Annotated in this window: 17 protein-coding genes; 15 read left to right on the forward strand and 2 right to left on the reverse strand. The window is 71.9% G+C overall.

Annotated elements, in window-relative coordinates; genetic code table 11:
* Window positions 1-31: 31 nt before the first annotated feature.
* Window positions 32-235: a hypothetical protein gene (locus CcI49_RS08390; protein ID WP_054566974.1), complete on the reverse strand. Its 204-nt coding sequence runs from the start codon at window positions 233-235 to the stop codon at window positions 32-34.
* A 230-nt stretch (window positions 236-465) separates the two neighbouring features.
* Here CcI49_RS08390 and hemW point away from each other — a divergent pair, with 230 nt between their 5' ends.
* From hemW to CcI49_RS08465, 15 genes are all read left to right on the forward strand, one after another.
* Window positions 466-1,695 (forward strand): radical SAM family heme chaperone HemW, encoded by a 1,230-nt coding sequence (gene hemW, locus CcI49_RS08395; RefSeq protein ID WP_054566975.1) that lies wholly within the window; start codon window positions 466-468, stop codon window positions 1,693-1,695.
* Between the two features lie 318 nt (window positions 1,696-2,013).
* Window positions 2,014-3,033 (forward strand): heat-inducible transcriptional repressor HrcA, encoded by a 1,020-nt coding sequence (gene hrcA, locus CcI49_RS08400; protein ID WP_006538881.1) that lies wholly within the window; start codon window positions 2,014-2,016, stop codon window positions 3,031-3,033.
* Window positions 3,033-4,178 (forward strand): molecular chaperone DnaJ, encoded by a 1,146-nt coding sequence (gene dnaJ / locus CcI49_RS08405; RefSeq protein ID WP_076825482.1) that lies wholly within the window; start codon window positions 3,033-3,035, stop codon window positions 4,176-4,178. The genes hrcA and dnaJ overlap by 1 nt, the downstream gene beginning before the upstream one ends.
* On the forward strand, window positions 4,175-4,999 hold the full coding sequence (locus CcI49_RS08410; protein ID WP_076825484.1) for a 16S rRNA (uracil(1498)-N(3))-methyltransferase: 825 nt from the start codon (window positions 4,175-4,177) through the stop codon (window positions 4,997-4,999). Before dnaJ ends, CcI49_RS08410 begins: the two co-directional genes overlap by 4 nt.
* A 205-nt stretch (window positions 5,000-5,204) precedes the next feature.
* Complete coding sequence (locus CcI49_RS08415) at window positions 5,205-6,242, forward strand: PhoH family protein (RefSeq protein ID WP_054566977.1); 1,038 nt, start codon at window positions 5,205-5,207, stop codon at window positions 6,240-6,242.
* 37 nt (window positions 6,243-6,279) lie between these two features.
* Complete coding sequence (ybeY, locus tag CcI49_RS08420; RefSeq protein ID WP_006538877.1) at window positions 6,280-6,759, forward strand: rRNA maturation RNase YbeY; 480 nt, start codon at window positions 6,280-6,282, stop codon at window positions 6,757-6,759.
* A gap of 15 nt (window positions 6,760-6,774) precedes the next feature.
* The gene (locus CcI49_RS08425; RefSeq protein ID WP_054566978.1) at window positions 6,775-8,133 is read left to right on the forward strand and encodes a hemolysin family protein; all 1,359 of its coding nucleotides are present in this window, start codon (window positions 6,775-6,777) and stop codon (window positions 8,131-8,133) included.
* Window positions 8,130-8,525: a hypothetical protein gene (locus tag CcI49_RS08430; protein WP_054566979.1), complete on the forward strand. Its 396-nt coding sequence runs from the start codon at window positions 8,130-8,132 to the stop codon at window positions 8,523-8,525. Before CcI49_RS08425 ends, CcI49_RS08430 begins: the two co-directional genes overlap by 4 nt.
* A gap of 5 nt (window positions 8,526-8,530) precedes the next feature.
* Window positions 8,531-9,448, forward strand: coding sequence for a GTPase Era (era, locus tag CcI49_RS08435; protein WP_054567273.1), 918 nt, complete (start codon window positions 8,531-8,533; stop codon window positions 9,446-9,448).
* Between the two features lie 134 nt (window positions 9,449-9,582).
* Entirely contained in the window at window positions 9,583-10,314 is a 732-nt protein-coding gene (recO, locus tag CcI49_RS08440; protein ID WP_198955469.1) for a DNA repair protein RecO, read from the forward strand.
* Between the two features lie 188 nt (window positions 10,315-10,502).
* Window positions 10,503-11,300 carry an isoprenyl transferase gene (locus tag CcI49_RS08445; RefSeq protein WP_006538872.1) on the forward strand — a complete coding sequence of 266 codons (798 nt, stop codon included), beginning with the start codon at window positions 10,503-10,505 and terminating at the stop codon, window positions 11,298-11,300.
* Entirely contained in the window at window positions 11,293-11,766 is a 474-nt protein-coding gene (locus CcI49_RS08450) for an antibiotic biosynthesis monooxygenase family protein (RefSeq protein ID WP_054566981.1), read from the forward strand. Before CcI49_RS08445 ends, CcI49_RS08450 begins: the two co-directional genes overlap by 8 nt.
* Before the next feature lie 65 nt (window positions 11,767-11,831).
* On the forward strand, window positions 11,832-14,951 hold the full coding sequence (locus CcI49_RS08455) for a glycine--tRNA ligase (protein WP_076825487.1): 3,120 nt from the start codon (window positions 11,832-11,834) through the stop codon (window positions 14,949-14,951).
* Window positions 14,952-15,008: 57 nt separating this feature from the next.
* Window positions 15,009-15,695 carry a YdcF family protein gene (locus CcI49_RS08460; RefSeq protein WP_054566983.1) on the forward strand — a complete coding sequence of 229 codons (687 nt, stop codon included), beginning with the start codon at window positions 15,009-15,011 and terminating at the stop codon, window positions 15,693-15,695.
* A 459-nt stretch (window positions 15,696-16,154) separates the two neighbouring features.
* A complete protein-coding gene (locus CcI49_RS08465; RefSeq protein WP_054567274.1) occupies window positions 16,155-18,038 on the forward strand; it encodes a transketolase in 1,884 nt (627 codons plus the stop codon).
* Window positions 18,039-18,252: 214 nt separating this feature from the next.
* On the opposite strand, the gene CcI49_RS08470 is transcribed toward CcI49_RS08465, so the two are convergent.
* Window positions 18,253-18,792: a PH domain-containing protein gene (locus CcI49_RS08470; protein WP_054567275.1), complete on the reverse strand. Its 540-nt coding sequence runs from the start codon at window positions 18,790-18,792 to the stop codon at window positions 18,253-18,255.
* Window positions 18,793-18,800: the final 8 nt, after the last annotated feature.

Raw genomic sequence — 18,800 nt, forward strand, 5'->3', positions numbered from 1 at the left:
GTCGGGCCGGCGGAGCAGACGGTGTCCGCGGTCAGACGGTGTCCGCGGATGGGCCGATCCGGGGTACGCGGATCGGCTCGGTGGCCGGCTCCGCCTCCGCGAAGCCGAGCGCCAGGACGGATCCTGACCGGTACTCCGTGGTTCGTGGTGGTAGCAGTTCCTCGATGGTCACGATTCCACTGGTGAGCTCCTCCTGCATGGTCGGATCATTTCGCAGCCAACTCGACTGAGCCATGACCGGTTGCCCACCGTTTGGCCCTGCCACTGTCAACAGATCGCAAACATGTGATTCCGGCCCCGAGTGGGCGCCGACGGTGCCTCGGATGGCGCATTCGGGCGGCCCGTGAGCCTCCTTGTCCGATACTGGTCCTGATGTCGCCAGGTGATGATCGAATCACTGTGGTGGGGCCTGTTGACAAAACAGAGCGTTGCGGTCTGTGCGCGCGTTGGGAGCACACTGGGGTCATGCCATCCAAGCCTCTCGAAGGGGCGCCGGCGCCCGTCGACGGCGCACTCCCCGACGCCGCGCTCGCCACGGTCGGTTCCCGGCCGTTCGGCGTCTACGTTCACGTCCCGTACTGCGCGGCACGCTGCGGCTACTGCGACTTCAACACCTACACCCCGGCCGAGCTCGGCGCGGGCGGCCAGGGTGGGGCCGCGTCCTTCGTCGACTCCATCGCCACCGAGGCCCGCCTCGCGCGTTCGGTTCTCGGCGAGCGGGAGCTGCCGGTGGCGACGGTCTTCGTCGGCGGTGGCACCCCGACACTGCTGCCCGCCTCCGACCTGGCGAAGGTGCTGCGGATCCTGGACGACACCTTCGGCCTCGCGGGCGACGCGGAGGTGACGACCGAGGCCAACCCGGAGTCCGTCGACCTGGAGGCACTCGAGCATCTGCGGGCCAGCGGATTCACCCGGATCTCCTTCGGCATGCAGAGTGCCCGCCCGCACGTGCTGGCCGCGCTGGACCGTCAGCACACTCCCGGCCGGGTCGCCGAGGTCGTGGGCTGGGCCCGCCAGGCCGGCTTCGAGCAGCTCAGCCTCGACCTGATCTACGGCGCACCGGGCGAGTCGGAGGCAGACTGGGCGGCCAGCCTGGAGACGGTCATCGAGCTCGCTCCGAACCATGTCAGCGCCTACTCGCTGACGGTGGAGGAGGGCACGAAGCTGTCCCGGCGGGTCCGCCGCGGCGAGCTCCTGGAGCCGGATGACGACCTGCTGGCGGATCGCTACCTACAGGCGGACGAGGCGTTCGCGGCCGCCGGGCTGAGCAACTACGAGATCAGCAACTGGTCCCGCGACCGGGCCTCCTGGTGCCGGCACAACCTGGGCTACTGGCGGGGCGACGACTGGTGGGGCCTGGGGCCGGGCGCGCACAGCCATGTCGGTGGGGTCCGGTGGTGGAACGTCCGCCACCCCACCGAGTACGCGACGAGGGTCGGCGCGGGCCGCAGCCCGGCCGCCGCCCGTGAGGTGCTCGACGCCGCCGCGCAGCGGGTCGAACGGGTCATGCTGGGGGTGCGGCTCGTCGAGGGGCTCGAGACGGTCGCGCTGTGCGATCGGGGGCGGGCGGCGGCCGACGAACTGGCGGCGGACGGCCTCATCCTCGACCGGGAGCTCGCGGCCGGGAGAGTGGCGCTGACCCGCCGCGGTCGCCTGCTGGCCGACACCGTGGTGCGTGCGCTGCTGCCCGACTGAGCGGTGGCCCTCACCCGGCCGGGCGGGGCGGCTACCCGGCCGGGTGGCGGTGCCAGCCCGGCTGGGTGGCGGTGCCAGCCCGGCCGGGTGGCGGCGCGGCTACCCGGCTGGGCGGTGGCGGTCACCTGACGGAGCTGTGACGGTCGCCTGACCAGCCTGTGACGGTCGCCGAACGCGGGTCTGGTCACGATGGCTGCTCCGACCAGGGCGGGAAGCTACACTTGGCACTCGTGGCGGAAGAGTGCCAGGGCAGGTGACTGCGCCGGCACACCGCCATCCCCGCCTGGCGTAGGGAACCGGCTGAGGGGGTGTGGTCACGTGTTGGAAGAACGGCGCCTGGAGGTTCTGCGGGCAATCGTCGAGGACTTCGTGCTCAGCAATGAGCCGGTGGGATCCAAGACGTTGGCCGAGCGTCATGCCCTGGGGGTATCGCCCGCCACGGTGCGTAACGACATGTCCGCGCTGGAGGAAGAGGGCTACATCACGCAGCCACACACCAGCGCCGGCCGGATCCCGACGGACAAGGGCTACCGCCTCTTCGTCGACCGGCTGTCCGGTGTGAAGCCGTTGTCACGAGCCGAGCGCAAGGCCATCCAGAGCTTTCTGGAAGGCGCTGTCGACCTCGACGACGTGGTCCGCCGATCCGTGCGGCTGCTCGCACAGCTCACCCGGCAGGTGGCGGTGGTGCAGTATCCCTCGCTGTCGATCAGCAGCGTGCGGCACATCGAGATCGTCACGCTGAACCCGAACCGGCTGTTGCTGGTCCTGATCACCGACACCGGCCGGGTCGAGCAGCGGGTGGTGGACATTCCCGCGCCGGTCGACGACGGGGTCGTGGGGGAGCTGCGGGGCCTGCTCAACGGGTCCCTGCGCGGCCGGCGGATCGCGGACGCCACCGAGGCCGCGGCCGACCTGCCGGACACGGTCCGCCCCGACCTGCGCCCCTACCTGACGACGCTGACCACGGTGGTGCTGGAGGCCCTGCTGGAGCGCCAGGAGGAGCGCGTCGCRCTGGCCGGGACGGCCAACCTCACCAGGGCGTCCGTGGACTTCGCCGACTCGTTGCGCTTCATCCTGGAGGCCTTGGAGGAGCAGGTGGTGCTCCTCAAGCTGATCGGTTCGGCGCGTGAGACCGGTACTGTTACGGTGCGCATCGGGCGCGAGACGGACGTCGACGCCCTGCGATCGACCTCTGTTGTCGCCACCGGGTACGGTCTCGGCCCGGCTGCACTGGGCGGAATGGGAGTCGTCGGCCCGATGCGGATGGACTATCCGGGAACGATGGCGGCTGTCCGGGCCGTCGCCAAGTACGTGGGTGAACTCTTGGGTGCCGACTGATGGCAGTGGATTATTACGCGACACTCGGTGTGCGGCGTGACGCAACCGGTGACGAGATCAAGCGGGCGTACCGCAAGCTGGCCCGCGAGCTGCATCCGGACGTGAATCCGGATCCAGAGGCGCAGCAGCGCTTCCGGAACGTGACGAACGCCTACGAGGTCCTCTCGGACCCCGAGAAGCGTCAGATCGTCGATCTTGGTGGTGATCCGCTCGCGCCCGGTGGTGGCGGGGGCGGTGCCGGCTCGCCCTTCGGTGCGGGTTTCGGCGGCCTCGGCGACATCATGGACGCGTTCTTCGGGGGCGGGGCCAGCCGCGGCCCGCGCTCGCGGGTCCGGCGTGGCAACGACGCGCTCCTGCGTCTCGAGCTCGACCTCGCCGAGACCGCCTTCGGGGCGACCCGGGACATCACCGTCGACACGGCGGTGGTGTGCCCGACCTGCACCGGGGCGGGTGCGGCGCAGGGCACGCAGCCGTCCACCTGCTCGACCTGCCACGGCCGTGGCGAGGTCCAGCAGGTGACCCGCTCGTTCCTCGGCCAGATGGTGACGTCCCGGCCGTGTCCGCGCTGCTCCGGCACCGGAACCGTCATCGAGCACCCGTGCCGGGAGTGCTCGGGCGACGGCCGGGTCCGCAAGCGGCGCACCCTGACGGTGAAGATCCCCTCCGGGGTCGAGGACGGGATGCGCATCCGCCTGTCCGGCGAGGGTGAGGTGGGCCCCGGCGGCGATCCGCCCGGCGACCTGTACGTGGAGGTCTCCGAGCGCCAGCACGCCGTGTTCACCCGCGAGGGTGACGACCTGCACTGCGACCTGCGGCTGCCGATGACAGCCGCGGCGCTGGGCACGGTGGCGACGCTGGAGACGCTCGACGGCTCCGAGACCATCACGGTGAAGCCGGGCACCCAGCCCGGTGAGGTGATCCGGCTCGCCGGGCGCGGTGTTCCGCACCTGCGCGCGGTCGGGCGAGGCCACCTCCACATCCACATCGTGGTCGAGACGCCGACGAAGCTCGACGCCGAGCAGGAACGCCTGCTGCGGGAGCTGGCGAAGCTGCGGGAGGAGGAGTCGCCGGCCGTGGCGGTCGGCGGTTCCTCCGGTGGCTCGGGCCTGTTCTCCCGGCGCCGCAGCGGGCGGCGTAACCGCTGACCGCCCCCGTCTTCCACCTTGATCCGCTGCCGTCGACGGACGTCTTCGTGCTTTCCGGCGCGGAGGGCCGGCATGCCGCCACCGTTCGCCGGCTGCGGCCGGGTGAGCGCCTGGACGTGACCGACGGCGCCGGTACCGCGCTGGAATGCGAGGTCGGCTCGGTCGGCCGGGACGAGCTCGAATGCGTGGTGCTGCGTCGTCGGAGGGTGCCCGTACCGGTCCCGCGGCTGGTGGTGGCGCAGGCGCTGGCCAAGGGCGACCGCGGCGAGCTGGCGGTCGAGATGATGACCGAGGCCGGTGTCGACGAGATCGTGCCCTGGGCGGCGTCGCGGTGCGTGGTCCGCTGGGAGGGGGAGCGCGGCGAGCGGTCCCGGGCCCGGTGGGACCGCACGGCGCGGGAGGCCGCGAAGCAGTCGCGCCGCCTGGTCTGGCCCGAGGTCGGCGGACTGGTCACCACCGCCGCGCTCGCGCGGCGCGCTCGGCAGGCCGCGCTCGCCGTCGTTCTGCACGAGACGGCGTCGACGCCGGTGGCCGGTCTCGCCCGCGGGCTGTCCGTTCCGCAGGCCGTGCCGGCCCCGGCAGCACCACCTGGGACGGCTGGGACTCCCGGGATGCTCGGCACGGCACCGGATGCGCCGGAGGTGCCTGAGGTGCTGCTGGTGGTGGGCCCGGAAGGTGGTGTGTCCGACGAAGAGCTCGCGACGCTCACCGCCGCCGGGGCCGTCGCCGGGCGGCTCGGCCCGACCGTGCTGCGGACGTCGACGGCGGGCGTTGTCGCGGCGGCGGTGGTACTCGCCGACATCGGTCGCCTGGGCGGATAGACTGGGTTCGTCTGCGGGCCACCTTCGCCCCAGGCTGACACGATCGTGCTCCCGTGGCGATGCTCCTGTGGCCGTGCTCCTGCGGCTTGGGGGCTTGCCTGCCCTGGTGTTTGCGCGGCCCGGTGCCTGCGCGATGCCATGTGATCCATGCTCGTGTGATCCACGCTCGATGTGAGAGGTGCTCCGGCCCAGGCGGCCGTACTACATGCCCGATTCCGACGCTCCCCCAGACGCGCGGGCCATCACGCGCATCGTCGTTCCCGGCCCGCACAGCATGGTGAGTCTGCTCGGCCACCAGGACCAGTTGCTGCGTGCGGTCGAGAAGGCCTTCTCCTCCGACATCCACGTCCGCGGCAACGAGATCACCATCACCGGTGACCCGGCCGAGAACGAGCTCGCGGCCAAGCTGTTCTCCGAGCTCATAGCGCTGCTGGACGCCGGGACGGAACTCAGCCCGCAACATGTGGACCATTCGGTGGCGATGTTGCGCAGCGGTTCGGATGAGCGGCCCGCGGAGGTTCTCACCCTCAACATCGTGTCCAACCGTGGCCGGACGATCCGCCCGAAGACCCTGAACCAGAAGCGTTATGTGGACGCGATCGACCAGCACACGATCGTGTTCGGAATCGGGCCCGCGGGAACCGGCAAGACCTACCTGGCGATGGCCAAGGCGGTCCAGGCGCTCCAGGCGAAGAAGGTCAACCGGATCATCCTCACCCGGCCGGCGGTCGAGGCCGGTGAGCGCCTCGGCTTCCTGCCGGGCACGCTCTACGAGAAGATCGATCCGTACCTGCGCCCGCTCTACGACGCGCTGCACGACATGATCGACCCCGACTCGATCCCGCGGCTCATGCAGAGCGGGACCATCGAGGTCGCACCGCTGGCGTACATGCGTGGCCGCACCCTCAACGACGCCTTCATCATCCTGGACGAGGCCCAGAACACCTCGCCGGAGCAGATGAAGATGTTCCTCACCCGGCTCGGGTTCGGCTCGAAGATCGTCGTCACCGGTGACATCACCCAGGTCGACCTGCCGGCTGGCACGCACAGTGGCCTTCGCGTGGTCCGCGAGATCCTCGACGGGGTCGGCGACGTCCACTTCGCCACGCTGACGAGCACGGACGTCGTCCGCCACCGCCTGGTCAGCGACATCGTCGACGCCTACGCCCGCTGGGACGCGGCGAGCCCGGTGCCGGCCGCCGACTCGCGCCCGGCCCGGGCCACCCGCCGGGACCGCCGGTGAGCGCCCGGGAAGCGAGCGCCACGGAAAGGGAACGGTAATGGCGGTCTTCGTCGCGAACGAGTCGGGTGTGACGGACTTCGACGAGGTCACCCTGGCCGCGCTGGCCCGGTTCGTGCTGGACACCATGAAGGTCAACCCGCTCGCGGAGCTTTCGGTCATGCTGGTCGAGGTCGACGCGATGACCGACCTGCACGTCCGCTACATGGGCGAGGACGGGCCGACCGACGTGCTTGCGTTCCCGCAGGACGAGGCGTTCGAGCCGTCCTGGTCGGAGTCGGTGGAGGAGGACCCGACCACCCTGCTCGGCGACGTCGTCCTGTGCCCCGAGGTGGCCCGCAGGCAGGCCGGGCAGGCCGGTCACGGGATGGAGCGGGAGCTGCACATCCTCTGCACCCACGGCATCCTGCACCTGCTCGGCTACGACCACGCGGAGCCGGAGGAGGAACGGGAGATGTGGAAGCTCCAGAACAGCCTGCTGGCCTCCTGGGACATCGCGGCCGGCGCCGGCACCTCCTGAGGAGCCCGGTCCGTCATGGAGTCCGGTGATCTCCTGTTGGTCTTCATCGCCGCGGTGGCCGCCCTCGCCGCCGCGGGCCTCGGCGCGGTGGACGCCGCCCTCACCAGGGTCTCCCGGGTAAGCGTCGAGCAGTTCGGCCGGCAGCACAAGGCGGGCGCCGCGAACCTGGCCCGGGTCGTGGCCGATCCGGGGCGCTACCTCGCGCTGCTGCTGTTGCTGCGGATCGTCGGCGAGATGGCCGCCGCGGCGTGCATCACCGTCCTCGCCGTCCACGCCTACGGGGCCGGGTTCGCCGCGGTCGGCCTGGGCGCGCTGGTCTCCACCCTGGTGGCCTACATCCTGGTCGGGGTGATGTTCCGGACGCTGGGCCGCCAGCACGCCCCCGCGGTGTCGCTGGCCACCGCCGGGCTCACCATCCGGCTGGCGCGGATCTTCGGGCCGCTGCCCCGGCTGCTCATCGCGTTCGGCAACGCGGTCACTCCCGGCCCCGGCTACCGCGACGGGCCGTTCGCCTCGGAGGCGGAGCTGCGCGACCTGGTCGACCTCGCGGAGGAGAACGAGGTCATCGAACCCGAGGAACGGGACATGATCGCCTCGGTGTTCGAGCTGGGTGACACGCTCGTCCGCGAGGTCATGGTGCCGCGCCCGGACATGCTCTTCATCGAGTCCGACAAATCCGTGCGGCAGGCGATCTCGCTGGCGCTGCGCAGCGGTTTCTCCCGCATCCCGGTGATCGGCGAGAGCGTCGACGACGTCGTCGGGATCGCCTTCCTCAAGGACATGGTCGGCTGGGAGCGGGAAGGCCGGGAGGAGAGCCGGGTCGCCGAGATCATGCGGGCGCCTGTGCTCGTCCCCGAAAGCAAGCCCGCCGACGACCTGCTGCGCGAGATGCAGGCGTCGCGGACCCACATGGCGGTGGTCATCGACGAGTACGGTGGCACCGCCGGGCTGGTGACCATCGAGGACATCCTCGAGGAGATCGTCGGTGAGATCACCGACGAGTACGACAGCGCCACGCCCCCGGTCGAATGGCTCGACGACGACACCGCGCGGGTGACGGCACGGCTGGACGTCGACGACCTCGCCGAGCTCTTCGGCGTCGAGGACGTGCCCGGCGCCCGCGATGTCGAGACGGTGGGCGGGCTGCTCGCCAGCGCGCTCGGCCGGGTGCCCATCCCCGGCGCGACCGCGGACGTGGCCGGGCTGCGGCTGTCCGCCGAGCGGGCGGCCGGTCGGCGCAACCAGATCGGCACTGTCGTCGTCCGGCGGCTGACCCCGTCGACCCGCGACCCGGACGCGCCGGAAGGGCCGGCCGGGCCAGGCGGGACGGACGGGACGGACGGGCCGGAGCAGAGCAGAAAGGTGACATCGTGACGTCTTCCACCCCCCCTTCCAGCCCGCCGGCCGGACCGGTTCTGGAGGCGGAGGACACCAAGCTTGTGGTGCTGGCCCGCGCCGCCCGGCTGCGGGCCTACACGCCCGGCGGCCAGCTCGCGGAGGGCGCGGCGGTGCGCGACACCGACGGCCGGACCTACGCGGCCGCCACGGTCGCGCACGCCCGGCCGGAGCTGGCGACGTCGGCGCTGCGGGCCGCGGTCGTGGCCGCGGCGTCCAGCGGCGCGCGGCGTTTCGAGGCCGCGGCCGTGGTGACGGAGGCCGATACGGCCGCCGCCGACGATCTGGCCATGCTCGCCGAGTTCGGTGCGGGAGTTCCCCTCTTCCTGGCCGGCCCGGACGGCGTCGCGCGCACCCGGACGTCGAGCTAGTGGACCTGGACCTGGCGACGGGATTCCGCTCGGGATTCGCCTGTGTCGTGGGCCGACCGAACGCGGGCAAGTCCACGCTGACGAACGCGCTGGTGGGGACGAAGGTGGCGATCACGTCCGGGCGCCCGCAGACGACCCGGCACGCCATCAGGGGCATCATCCATCGTCCCGACGCGCAGCTGATCCTGGTCGACACCCCGGGTCTGCACCGCCCGCGCACGCTGCTGGGCCAGCGGCTCAACGACGTCGTGCGCGCGACGCTGTCGGAGGTCGACGTGATCGGCTTCTGCATGCCGGCCGACGAGCCGCTCGGGCGGGGCGACCGTTTCATCGCCGACGAGCTGGGCCGGCTGGCGCGGCGGACGCCGGTGGTGGCCATCCTCACCAAGGTCGACAAGGTCGCCGACCCGGACCGGGTCGGCGCCCGGCTGCTGGAGGTCTCCGGGCTCGGTGACTTCGCCGAGATCGTGCCGGTCAGCGCGGTGTCCGCGTTCCAGGTCGACCGGCTCGCGGACGTGCTGGTAGCCCGGCTGCCGGAGGGCCCGCGGCTCTATCCGGAGGGGGAGCTGACCGACGAGCCCGAGCAGGTGATGGTCGCGGAGCTGGTGCGCGAGGCGGCTCTGGAGGGTGTGCGCGACGAACTGCCGCACTCGTTGGCCGTGGTGGTCGAGGAGATGCTGCCGCGGGAGGGCCGTCCCGCGGACCGGCCGTTGCTCGACGTCCGGGTCAACGTCTTCGTCGAGCGCCCGAGCCAGAAGGCGATCGTCATCGGCTCCGGAGGCTCCCGGCTGCGTGACGTCGGCACCCGGGCCCGTACCCAGATCGAGGCGCTGCTGGGGACGCCGGTCTACCTGGACCTGCACGTCAAGGTGGCCAAGGACTGGCAGCGGGACCCGAAGCAGCTTCGCCGGTTGGGTTTCTGACGGCTCCGGGCCGGGCCGGGGCCGGGTTTCCGGCGGCGTCTCATGGCGCTCGGCGGCGTCGCCGGCCGTGCCGGCAGGCCGGGACGGATGCGGCCCCACCTGGTCGTGTGGAGCAGGCATGTAACCATGGGAACGTGCCGGTGTATCGCGATGAGGGCGTCGTCCTGAGGACGATGCCCTTCGCCGAGGCCGACCGTGTCGTCACGGTGCTCACGCGGCGTAACGGTCGGGTCAGGGCAGTCGCCAAGGGCGTCCGCAGGACGTCCTCCCGTTTCGGTGCCCGGCTGGAGCCGGGGACCTACGTCGACCTCCAGCTCCACGAGGGCCGGTCGCTGGACACGGTCACCCAGGCGGACATCCTGGGTGCCTACGGTGCGACGATCGCCCAGGAGTACGCGCGGTACACGGCCGCGGCGGTGATGCTGGAGACCGCGGAGCGGCTGACCAGCGAGGAACGCCAACCCGCCTTCCGGCTGTTTCTGCTGCTCGTGGGCGGTCTGCGTACGCTGGCAGCGGGCGAACGTACGCCGTCCCTGGTCCTGGATGCCTTCCTGCTGCGATCGCTCACCGTCTCCGGCTACGGGATGGCGTTGGACGAGTGCGCGCTCTGCGGCGAGCCAGGACCACACCACTCGCTGTCCGTCGCCAGTGGCGGCGTAGTGTGCCCGGAATGTCGACCGCGAGGCGCGGTGTCGACGTCTCCGGCCGCTGTGCGGCTGCTGGCCGACCTTCTGCACGGTGACTGGGACGGCGCGGAGGCGGCCGACGTCCGCACCCGACGGGAGGCCGGGGGGGTCGTTGCCGCCTACCTTCAGTGGCATCTCGAACGGGCGCTGCGGGCCCTGCCGCATCTTGAACGGACGTGAGGCCACGGGCATGAAGAGCCGATGGGCGCGGAGGCGGTGGCCTGACCGGGCACGGGCGTGTACGTCGGGCGAGGGGACCGTGTGAGGAGCGGGGACGGGATGTGTGCTGCGAGACCGGTGGTCCGGGTGGGCTCGGGCCGGCGGGGGTCGGTCGGTGAGGCGCCGGCCCGGACGAAAGGATGTCGGCTGTGAGCCTGCGTGAAGAGGTGGGCAGACGGTTCCGCGATCCGCGTCCGCATCCGTCCGGAGCGCAGCCGCCGCCGTTGCCGCCGGCCCTTGTCCCGCGTCATGTCGGGATTGTCATGGACGGCAACGGCCGCTGGGCGAAGCTTCGCGGCCTGCCCCGTACCAAGGGGCACGAGGCCGGTGAGGACTCGCTGTTCGACTGCGTCGAGGGCGCGATCGAGATGGGCGTGCGCTGGCTGTCGGTCTACGCGTTCTCGACCGAGAACTGGAAGCGCTCGCCGGACGAGGTGGCGTTCCTGATGCGCTTCACCGACGGTGTCTTCGGGCGGCGCATCGACGACATGCACGAGCTCGGTGTCCGCGTGCGCTGGGCCGGGCGGCGGCCCCGCCTGTGGGGGAACGTGATCCGGCGGCTGGAGGCGGCGGAGGAGCTCACCCGCGACAACGACCGGCTGACGCTGGTGATGTGCGTGAACTACGGCGGGCGCGCGGAGCTCGCGGACGCCGCCGCGGCGATCGCCCGGGACGTGCGCGACGGCCGGCTGCGCCCGGAACGCATCAACGAGGAGACGGTCGCGCGATACCTGGACGAGCCGGATATGCCGGACGTCGACCTGCTGATCCGCACCTCCGGCGAGCAGCGGCTGAGCAACTTCCTGCTCTGGCAGGCGGCGTACGCGGAGTTCTCCTTCGTGCCCACCCTGTGGCCTGATTTCGACCGCCGCGATCTGTGGCTGGCCTGCGAGGAGTACGCCCGCCGCGACCGGCGCTACGGCGGCGTGGTCGCGAAGCATGCCTGACCACCGGCCGGCAGCCGCCGCGGGGCCTGTGGTGGCCGCCGGGGCTCCGGTGGTCGCGGTCCTCAGGTTCGAGGTGCCTGAAGCGGCCTGGTCCGATTTCGCCGCGGCCGGCGAGCGGGTGGTCGCCGCACTGGCCGCGCAGCGCGGCTTCCGCACCGCCCGGCTCGGCCGCAGCGTCGACGAGCCGGGCGCCTGGCTGCTGGTCACCGAATGGGCTGGTCCGGGCGCCTGGCGGCGGGCGCTGTCCGCCTTCGACGTCCGCTGTGAGCTGACGCCCACGCTGGTCTGGGCCCAGGACGCCCCGGGCGCCTTCGAGGTCCTGTACGAACGCGACGCCGACGGGCCGGCCTACTCCCACGGCTCGGCTCTCGCGCCGGACGCGGCGGTCATCGCCCCCGGCGCGGGCGTCCGCACGGGGGCCCGCGCCGGAGGCGACGACGGCGTGTGGAGCCTGGACGCGCGGTAGCGGCCCTGCCACCCGGTAGCCTCGGCGGGGTAACACCCGATCACCGAGCTGCCGAGGCTGACCCGATGCTGACCATGCAGGACGCCCTGCTGACGTTGACCCGCTACTGGACCGAGCGCGGCTGCATGATCGTGCAGCCGTTCAACACCGAGGTCGGCGCCGGTACGCACAACCCGGCGACCATTCTCCGGGTGCTGGGCGGCGAGCCGTGGCGGGTCGCCTACGTCGAGCCCTCGGTGCGTCCGGACGACTCCCGGTACGGGTTCAACCCGAACCGGCTGCAGACCCACACCCAGTTCCAGGTGATCCTCAAGCCTGACCCGGGCGACCCGCAGGAGCTCTACCTGGGCAGCCTGCGTGCGCTGGGCATCGACACCGCCGCRCACGACGTGCGCTTCGTCGAGGACAACTGGGCCTCACCGGCGCTGGGCGCCTGGGGGCTCGGCTGGGAGGTCTGGCTCGACGGCCAGGAGATCACCCAGTTCACCTACTTCCAGCAGGCCGGCGGCCAGTCCCTCGACCCGGTGAGCGTCGAGATCACCTACGGGATCGAGCGCATCCTGATGGCGCTGCAGGAGGTCCGGCACTTCACCGAGATCGCCTACGCGCCCGGGGTGTCGTACGGCGAGGTGTTCGGCCAGTCCGAGTACGAGATGTCCCGGTACTACCTGGACGAGGCGGACATCGACACGGTGCGCCGGATGTACACCGAGTTCGCGGCCGAGGCACGCCGGCTCATCGACGCCCGGCTGCCGGTCCCCGCGCACACGTACGTGCTCAAGTGCTCGCACGCCTTCAACATCCTCGACTCCCGTGGCGCCGTCTCGACCACCGAGCGGGCCACCTCGTTCACCCAGATGCGTGGAATGTCGCGCGAGGTCGCCGCCCTGTGGCGGGACCGGCGTGTCGAGCTCGGCAGCCCGCTGGGCGAGACGCCCCGACCGGCCGCGGCGACCCCGGCCACCGTCGACCCGGCGGCGGTGCCGACCGGGCCGGCCACCCTGCTGTTCGAGATCGGCGTCGAGGAGCTGCCGGCCGCCGAGGTGACCCGGCAGACCGAGGCCGTCCGCGCGGCGCTCGTCGAGCGGCTCGCGGCCACCCGCCTCACCCACGGCGAGGTGCTGGTGCGGGGGACCCCGCGGCGGATCGTCGCCGTCGTCGCCGACGTCGCGCCCCGGGAGCCGGACGTGGAGCGGGTCGTCCGCGGCCCGCGCCGCGCGGCCGCCTACGACGCGGCGGGTGAGCCGACGAAGGCGGCGACGGGCTTCGTCCGCGGGCAGGGCGGCGACGTGGCCGATCTGACTGTTGTCGAGTACCGCGGTGTCGAGCACGTCGCGCTGGTGCGTACCGACGTCGGCCGGCCCGCGACGGAGGTGCTCGCCGAGGTGCTCGGCGCGGTGCTCGCCGGCCTGCGCGCCGAGCGGAACATGCGCTGGAACGACCCCGAGCTGTCCTTCAGCCGGCCGGTGCGCTGGGTGGTCGCGCTGCTCGGCGCCGCGGTGGTGCCGGTCGCCGTGTCCACGCTGGCCGCCGGCGCGACGTCGCGCGGTCATCGCCGCGCCGGTTCGCCGCCGATCGAGGTGGCGGGTGCCGACGGCTACGCGGACCTGCTCGCCGGGCACTCCGTCCTGCTCGACCCGGCGACCCGCCGCGAGCTGATCGTGGACGAGGCGGCGAAGCTCGCCGCCGAGCACCAGGGCACGATCGACCTCGACCTGGAGGGCGACGTCCTGGCCGAGGTGACGAACCTGGTGGAGTATCCGCGTCCGGTGCTGGGCTCGTTCGAACAGCGGTACCTCGAGCTGCCGGCCGAGATCCTCACCACGGTCATGCACAAGCACCAGCGGTACCTGGTGGTGCGTGACGCCGCCGGCGCGTTGCTGCCCTGCTTCGTGACGATCGCCGACGGGGCCGTCGACGTGCCGCTCGTGCGTGCGGGCAACGAGGCGGTGCTGCGTGCCCGGTTCGAGGACGCCGCGTTCTTCTTCGACGCCGATCTCAAGGTGCCGCTGGCGACGTTCCGCGCGGGGCTTGCGAAGCTCACCTTCGAACAGCGCCTCGGCTCGGTGGCCGACCGCGCGGACCGCATCGCCAGGCTGGCCGGAGTCCTCGCCGACCGGCTCGGCACCGGCGAGGGCACTGCGACCGGCGAGGGCACTGCGACCGGCGAGGGCACCGCGACCAGTGGGGGCACCGCGGTCGCCGGGGGCCTGTCCCCACAGGATCGGGCCACGCTGGAGCGGGCAGGGGCGCTGGCCAAGTTCGACCTCGCCACCCAGATGGTGATCGAGCTGTCGAGCCTGGCCGGGACGATGGCCCGGGAGTACGCCCGCCGGGCCGGCGAGCCCGAGGCGGTGGCCGTGGCGCTCTACGAGATGGAGCTGCCGCGCCGTGCCGGCGGGGTGCTCCCGCAGACGGTGCCCGGCGCACTGCTGGCGCTCGCCGACCGGCTCGACCTGCTGGCCGGGCTGTTCGCGCTCGACGCCGCGCCCACCGGCAGCTCGGACCCGTTCGGGCTGCGCCGGGCCGCGCTCGGGGTGACCGCCATCCTGGCGCAGCGCCCCGCGCTCGCCGGCCTCGCCGTGGCGGACATGCTGGCCGAGGCGGCGAAGCTGATCCCGGTTCCGATGTCACAGGAGGCCCTGGAGCAGGCGGACGCGTTCGTGCGCGGCCGTTTCACCCAGCAGCTTCTCGACACGGGGGTGGATCACCGGCTCGTCGCCGCCGTGGCGCCGCTGACCGCTCGACCGGCCCGCGCCGCCTCGACCGTGGCGGAACTGCGCGTCCTGGTGGAGGACCCGTCGTTCGCGCGGCTCGCCGCCGCGGTCGGGCGGATCCGCCGGATCGTTCCGGCCGACACGGCGCCGGGCATCGCGATCGCGGATCTCGTCGACCCGGTCGACCACAGACTGRCCCAGGCCGCGACCGAGCTGTCCCGTCAGCTGGTGGTCCGCACCTCCGGCCGGGCGCCGGAGCTCGTCGACTTCGTCGCCGCCGCGGCCGCGCTGCCGGAGGCGGTCGAGGCGTTCTTCGACGGTGTGATGGTCATGGCCGAGGATCCGGCGCTGCGTGCCGCGCGGCTCGGCCTGCTCGCCGAGATCCGTGACGTCGCGGGTGAGGTGCTGGACTGGGACGCGCTCGGCGCGCTGCCGACGGCCTCGGCGGGTGCCGTCGAGGCCTCCTGAGCGTCGATCTGTGGCCGGAAGGTTTAGGCAGGTCCGCTGCGGCTAACGTGATATCGCGTGGACCTGTCCTTTCGGCGGCTTCTGCCCCGTCCGCCCTCGGCGGCCTGGTTTCGGGTGCCGTGGTGGCGCTGGGCGGTGCGCATCGTCCTGATGGCCGTCGCACTTCTGCTCGTGGGCTCTGCCGCGACCTTCGGGCAGGTGTGGTGGGTAGGGCGCGGCGACGACCGCCGGGCCTCCGACACGTTGATCGTCCTCGGCGCGTCGCAGTACGACGGTCGGCCGTCGGCGATCCTCACCGCCCGCCTGGACCATGCGCTCGAGCTCTACCGTGCCGGTGTGGCGCCGCGTGTCATCACGGTGGGCGGGAACCAGCCGGGCGACCGTTTCACCGAGGCGGAGGTCGCCGCGACGTACCTGCGTGACCACGGGGTTCCGGCCGGTGCCGTGCTGGCGGTTCCGCAGGGCAGGGACACGCTGTCGTCGATGATCGCGGTGGCCAGTCTGATGGACAGCCGGAACTGGGGGTCTGCGGTGGTGGTGACCGATCGCTGGCACAGCCTCCGGTCCCGCACCATCGCCGCCGATCTCGGCATCGCGGCGGTGGCGTCGCCCTCGACCAGCGGGCCGGCGAACCGGGGCTTCGGCACGCAGGTCCACTACATCCTGCGTGAGGGCATCGGCTATCGCTTCTACCAGCTCTTTCACCGTGCCTCGCCGGCCGCGGCGCACACCCCGGCGGTCTGAGCCCGCCGGGCGAACCACCGAGATGGCCGGCGGGTCGGTGGGCCCCCTGGTAGGTACCCCCGTCCGGGCTCGTGCCGGTGCCGCCAGCGGTGATCAACGCCACGGGGGTGGCGGCCGGCGGGGAACGGATGCGACACCGGGCGGTCCCAGCGGCCCTGCTTCGTGGGCCGTCCGGCACGTGCCCGCCGCCGGCGTGGGGCTCCTCGACGGCCGTCGTATGTGACGAAGGCCAGCTTTCCGCTGGTGTGGCGGGGCGGGGGTGCTGGTACGGTTCGGATCGCGGAGTGACGGGGTAGTGCGACAGGCGTCAGACGCCGGGTCGGCCGGCCCGCGGTACATACGACACTCGACCTGTGCGGGCCGTACGTTCACGACTGCCCATCACGCCGGCATGCCGGCAGGTGCACCGGCCTGACCAGGACGACCGAAAACAGCACAATGCTGACGAAGGAGACTGGTGTGGCAACTCCCGTGTCCGAAGTGGTTGGAGTCGCCGACCTGGAGACGGTTCGGGAACTCGCGCAGCAGCTGCGAGTCGACTCGGTACGTAGCAGCACCTCGGCGGGTTCCGGTCATCCGACGTCCTCCATGTCTGCCGCGGATGTCATGGCGGTGCTGCTCACACGCCATCTCCGTTACGACTGGGACAACCCGGACGACCCCGCGAACGATCACCTGATCTTCTCCAAGGGGCATGCCTCACCCCTGATCTACTCGATGTTCAAGGCCGTCGGCGTGATCTCCGACGAGGAGCTCATGACCGGGTACCGCCGTCTGGGCCAGCGCCTGCAGGGCCACCCGACCCCGGTCCTGCCCTGGGTGGACGTCGCGACCGGATCGCTGGGCCAGGGCCTGCCCGACGCGGTCGGCGTCGCGCTCGCCGGCAAGTTCCTGGACAAGGTGCCCTACCGGGTCTGGGTGGTCTGCGGCGACAGCGAGATGGCCGAGGGCTCCATGTGGGAGGCGCTGGACAAGGCCTCGTACTACGGCCTGTCCAACCTCGTCGCGATCGTGGACGTCAACCGGCTCGGCCAGCGCGGGCCCACCGAGCTGGGCTGGGATATGGAGGCCTACGCCCGTCGGGTCGAGGCCTTCGGCGCCCGGGCGGTCGTGATCGACGGTCATGATCTGGGCGTGATCGACGCGGCGCTGGCCGACGCCGAGGACGCGGCCCGGCCCACGGTGATCCTGGCCCGCACCCGCAAGGGCGACGGCTTCTCCGAGGTGGCCGACGCCGAGGGGTGGCACGGCAAGCCGCTGCCGCAGGACATGGCCGCCCGCGCGATCGTCGAGCTGGGCGGTGAGCGCAACCTGCGGGTGCGTGGCCCGGTGCCGTCGGCGGACCTGCCCCGGCCCACGCCGGCGCCCCGCCCGGCGATCACCCTGCCGACCTACGAGCTCGGTGCCAAGATCGCCACCAGGCGGGCCTACGGGCAGGCACTGGCCGCGGTCGGCGCGTGGACGAACGTGGTGGCCCTCGACGCCGAGGTCAGCAACTCGACCTACTCCGAGGACTTCACCAAGGTCCACCCGGACCGCTTCTTCGAGATCTTCATCGCGGAGCAGCAGCTGGTCGCCGCGGCCGTCGGCCTCTCGGTGCGCGGCTACGTCCCGTTCGCATCGACGTTCGCGGCGTTCTTCTCCCGCGCGTACGACTTCATCCGGATGGCGGCCATCTCGCAGGCCGACATCCGTCTCTCCGGGTCGCACGCCGGCGTGGAGATCGGTCCCGACGGGCCGTCACAGATGGCGCTGGAGGACCTCGCGATGATGCGGGCGATCGGCGGCTCGACCGTCCTCTACCCGAGCGACGCGACGTCCACCGCGAAGCTGGTCGAGGCGATGGCCGGGCTCTCGGGTATCAGCTACATGCGGACCACCCGGGGTGCCTACCCGGTGCTCTACGGGCCGGACGAGCAGTTCGTGCCCGGTGGTTCGAAGGTCCTGCGCAGCTCGGACGCCGACACCGTGACGCTGATCGGTGCCGGCGTCACCCTGCACCACTGCCTGGCCGCGGCGGATGTCCTCGCGTCGGAGGGGGTCGCGGCGCGGGTGATCGACCTGTACTCGATCAAGCCGGTCGACGCCGCCACGCTCGCCGAGGCCGCGCGGGCGACCGGCGGGCGGCTGGTCGTGGTGGAGGACCACTACACCGAGGGCGGTATCGGCGGCGCGGTGCTGGAAGGGCTCGCGGGAGTCCTGCGGGACGGAAGCGTGTCCCTGCGGCTCGCGCACCTGGCGGTCACCGAGCTGCCCGGCTCCGGCACCCCTGACGAGCTGCTGGACTTCGCCGGCATCTCCACGCCGCACATCGTGGAAGCCGCGCGCGGCCTGCTGCGCTGAGCCAGCCGTACACGGAACCCTGGCTGCACACGGATCCGGCCCCTCGGCGTTTGAGACGAGGGGCCGGATCCGTCAGGACATGGTGATGCGAGGGGTCGTGAGCGGGGTTGTGATGCGAGGGTGTGACAGGAGAGACCGGTACCAGGTCAGCCCTGCCGGCTCCAGCCGCCCGCGCTGACCTTTCGCCGGTGTCGACTCAGCCGGCCCAGCCGGCTCAGTCGTCACCGGCCGGGGACGGCCCACCACCGAAGGTCATGTCGACCAGGGTGAGATAGAGCCGATCCGGCCGCGGAAGGAAACTGATCTTCGAGAGAGCCTGGTCCTGACCGGCGGACTCGACGACGAACTCGCCATAGCCCAGGACCCGCCCGAGCGGGTCCCGGTTGTAGGTGAGGTCGGTGATCTTCGACAGCGGCATCGTCTGGACCTTCCGGAAGACGATCCCCGACACCTTCAGCAGACGCTTGTCTGTGATCATCAGGTGGTCGAAGTGCCAGTCCGCGATCTTCCAGAGCATCCGGAGGATCATGAAGAGGGCGAAGTACCACAGCACCGTGGTGATGGGCCCGGTTTCGATGCCCTGCGTCGCCAGGATGATGTTCGCGACGAGGGCCAGCAGTACCGCGCCCAGTGTCTGCCCGAAGATCGGCAGCATGATCGCCCAGTGCAGGCGCACCATCATGACCAGGCGCTCCTGGGAAGCCAGGTACTTGGTGTCCCGCAGCGCTGGGTCGGGAAGCTGGAGTCTCGGCACGATCAAAG

Source organism: Frankia sp. CcI49, assembly GCF_001983215.1.
Taxonomy (GTDB): domain Bacteria; phylum Actinomycetota; class Actinomycetes; order Frankiales; family Frankiaceae; genus Parafrankia; species Parafrankia irregularis.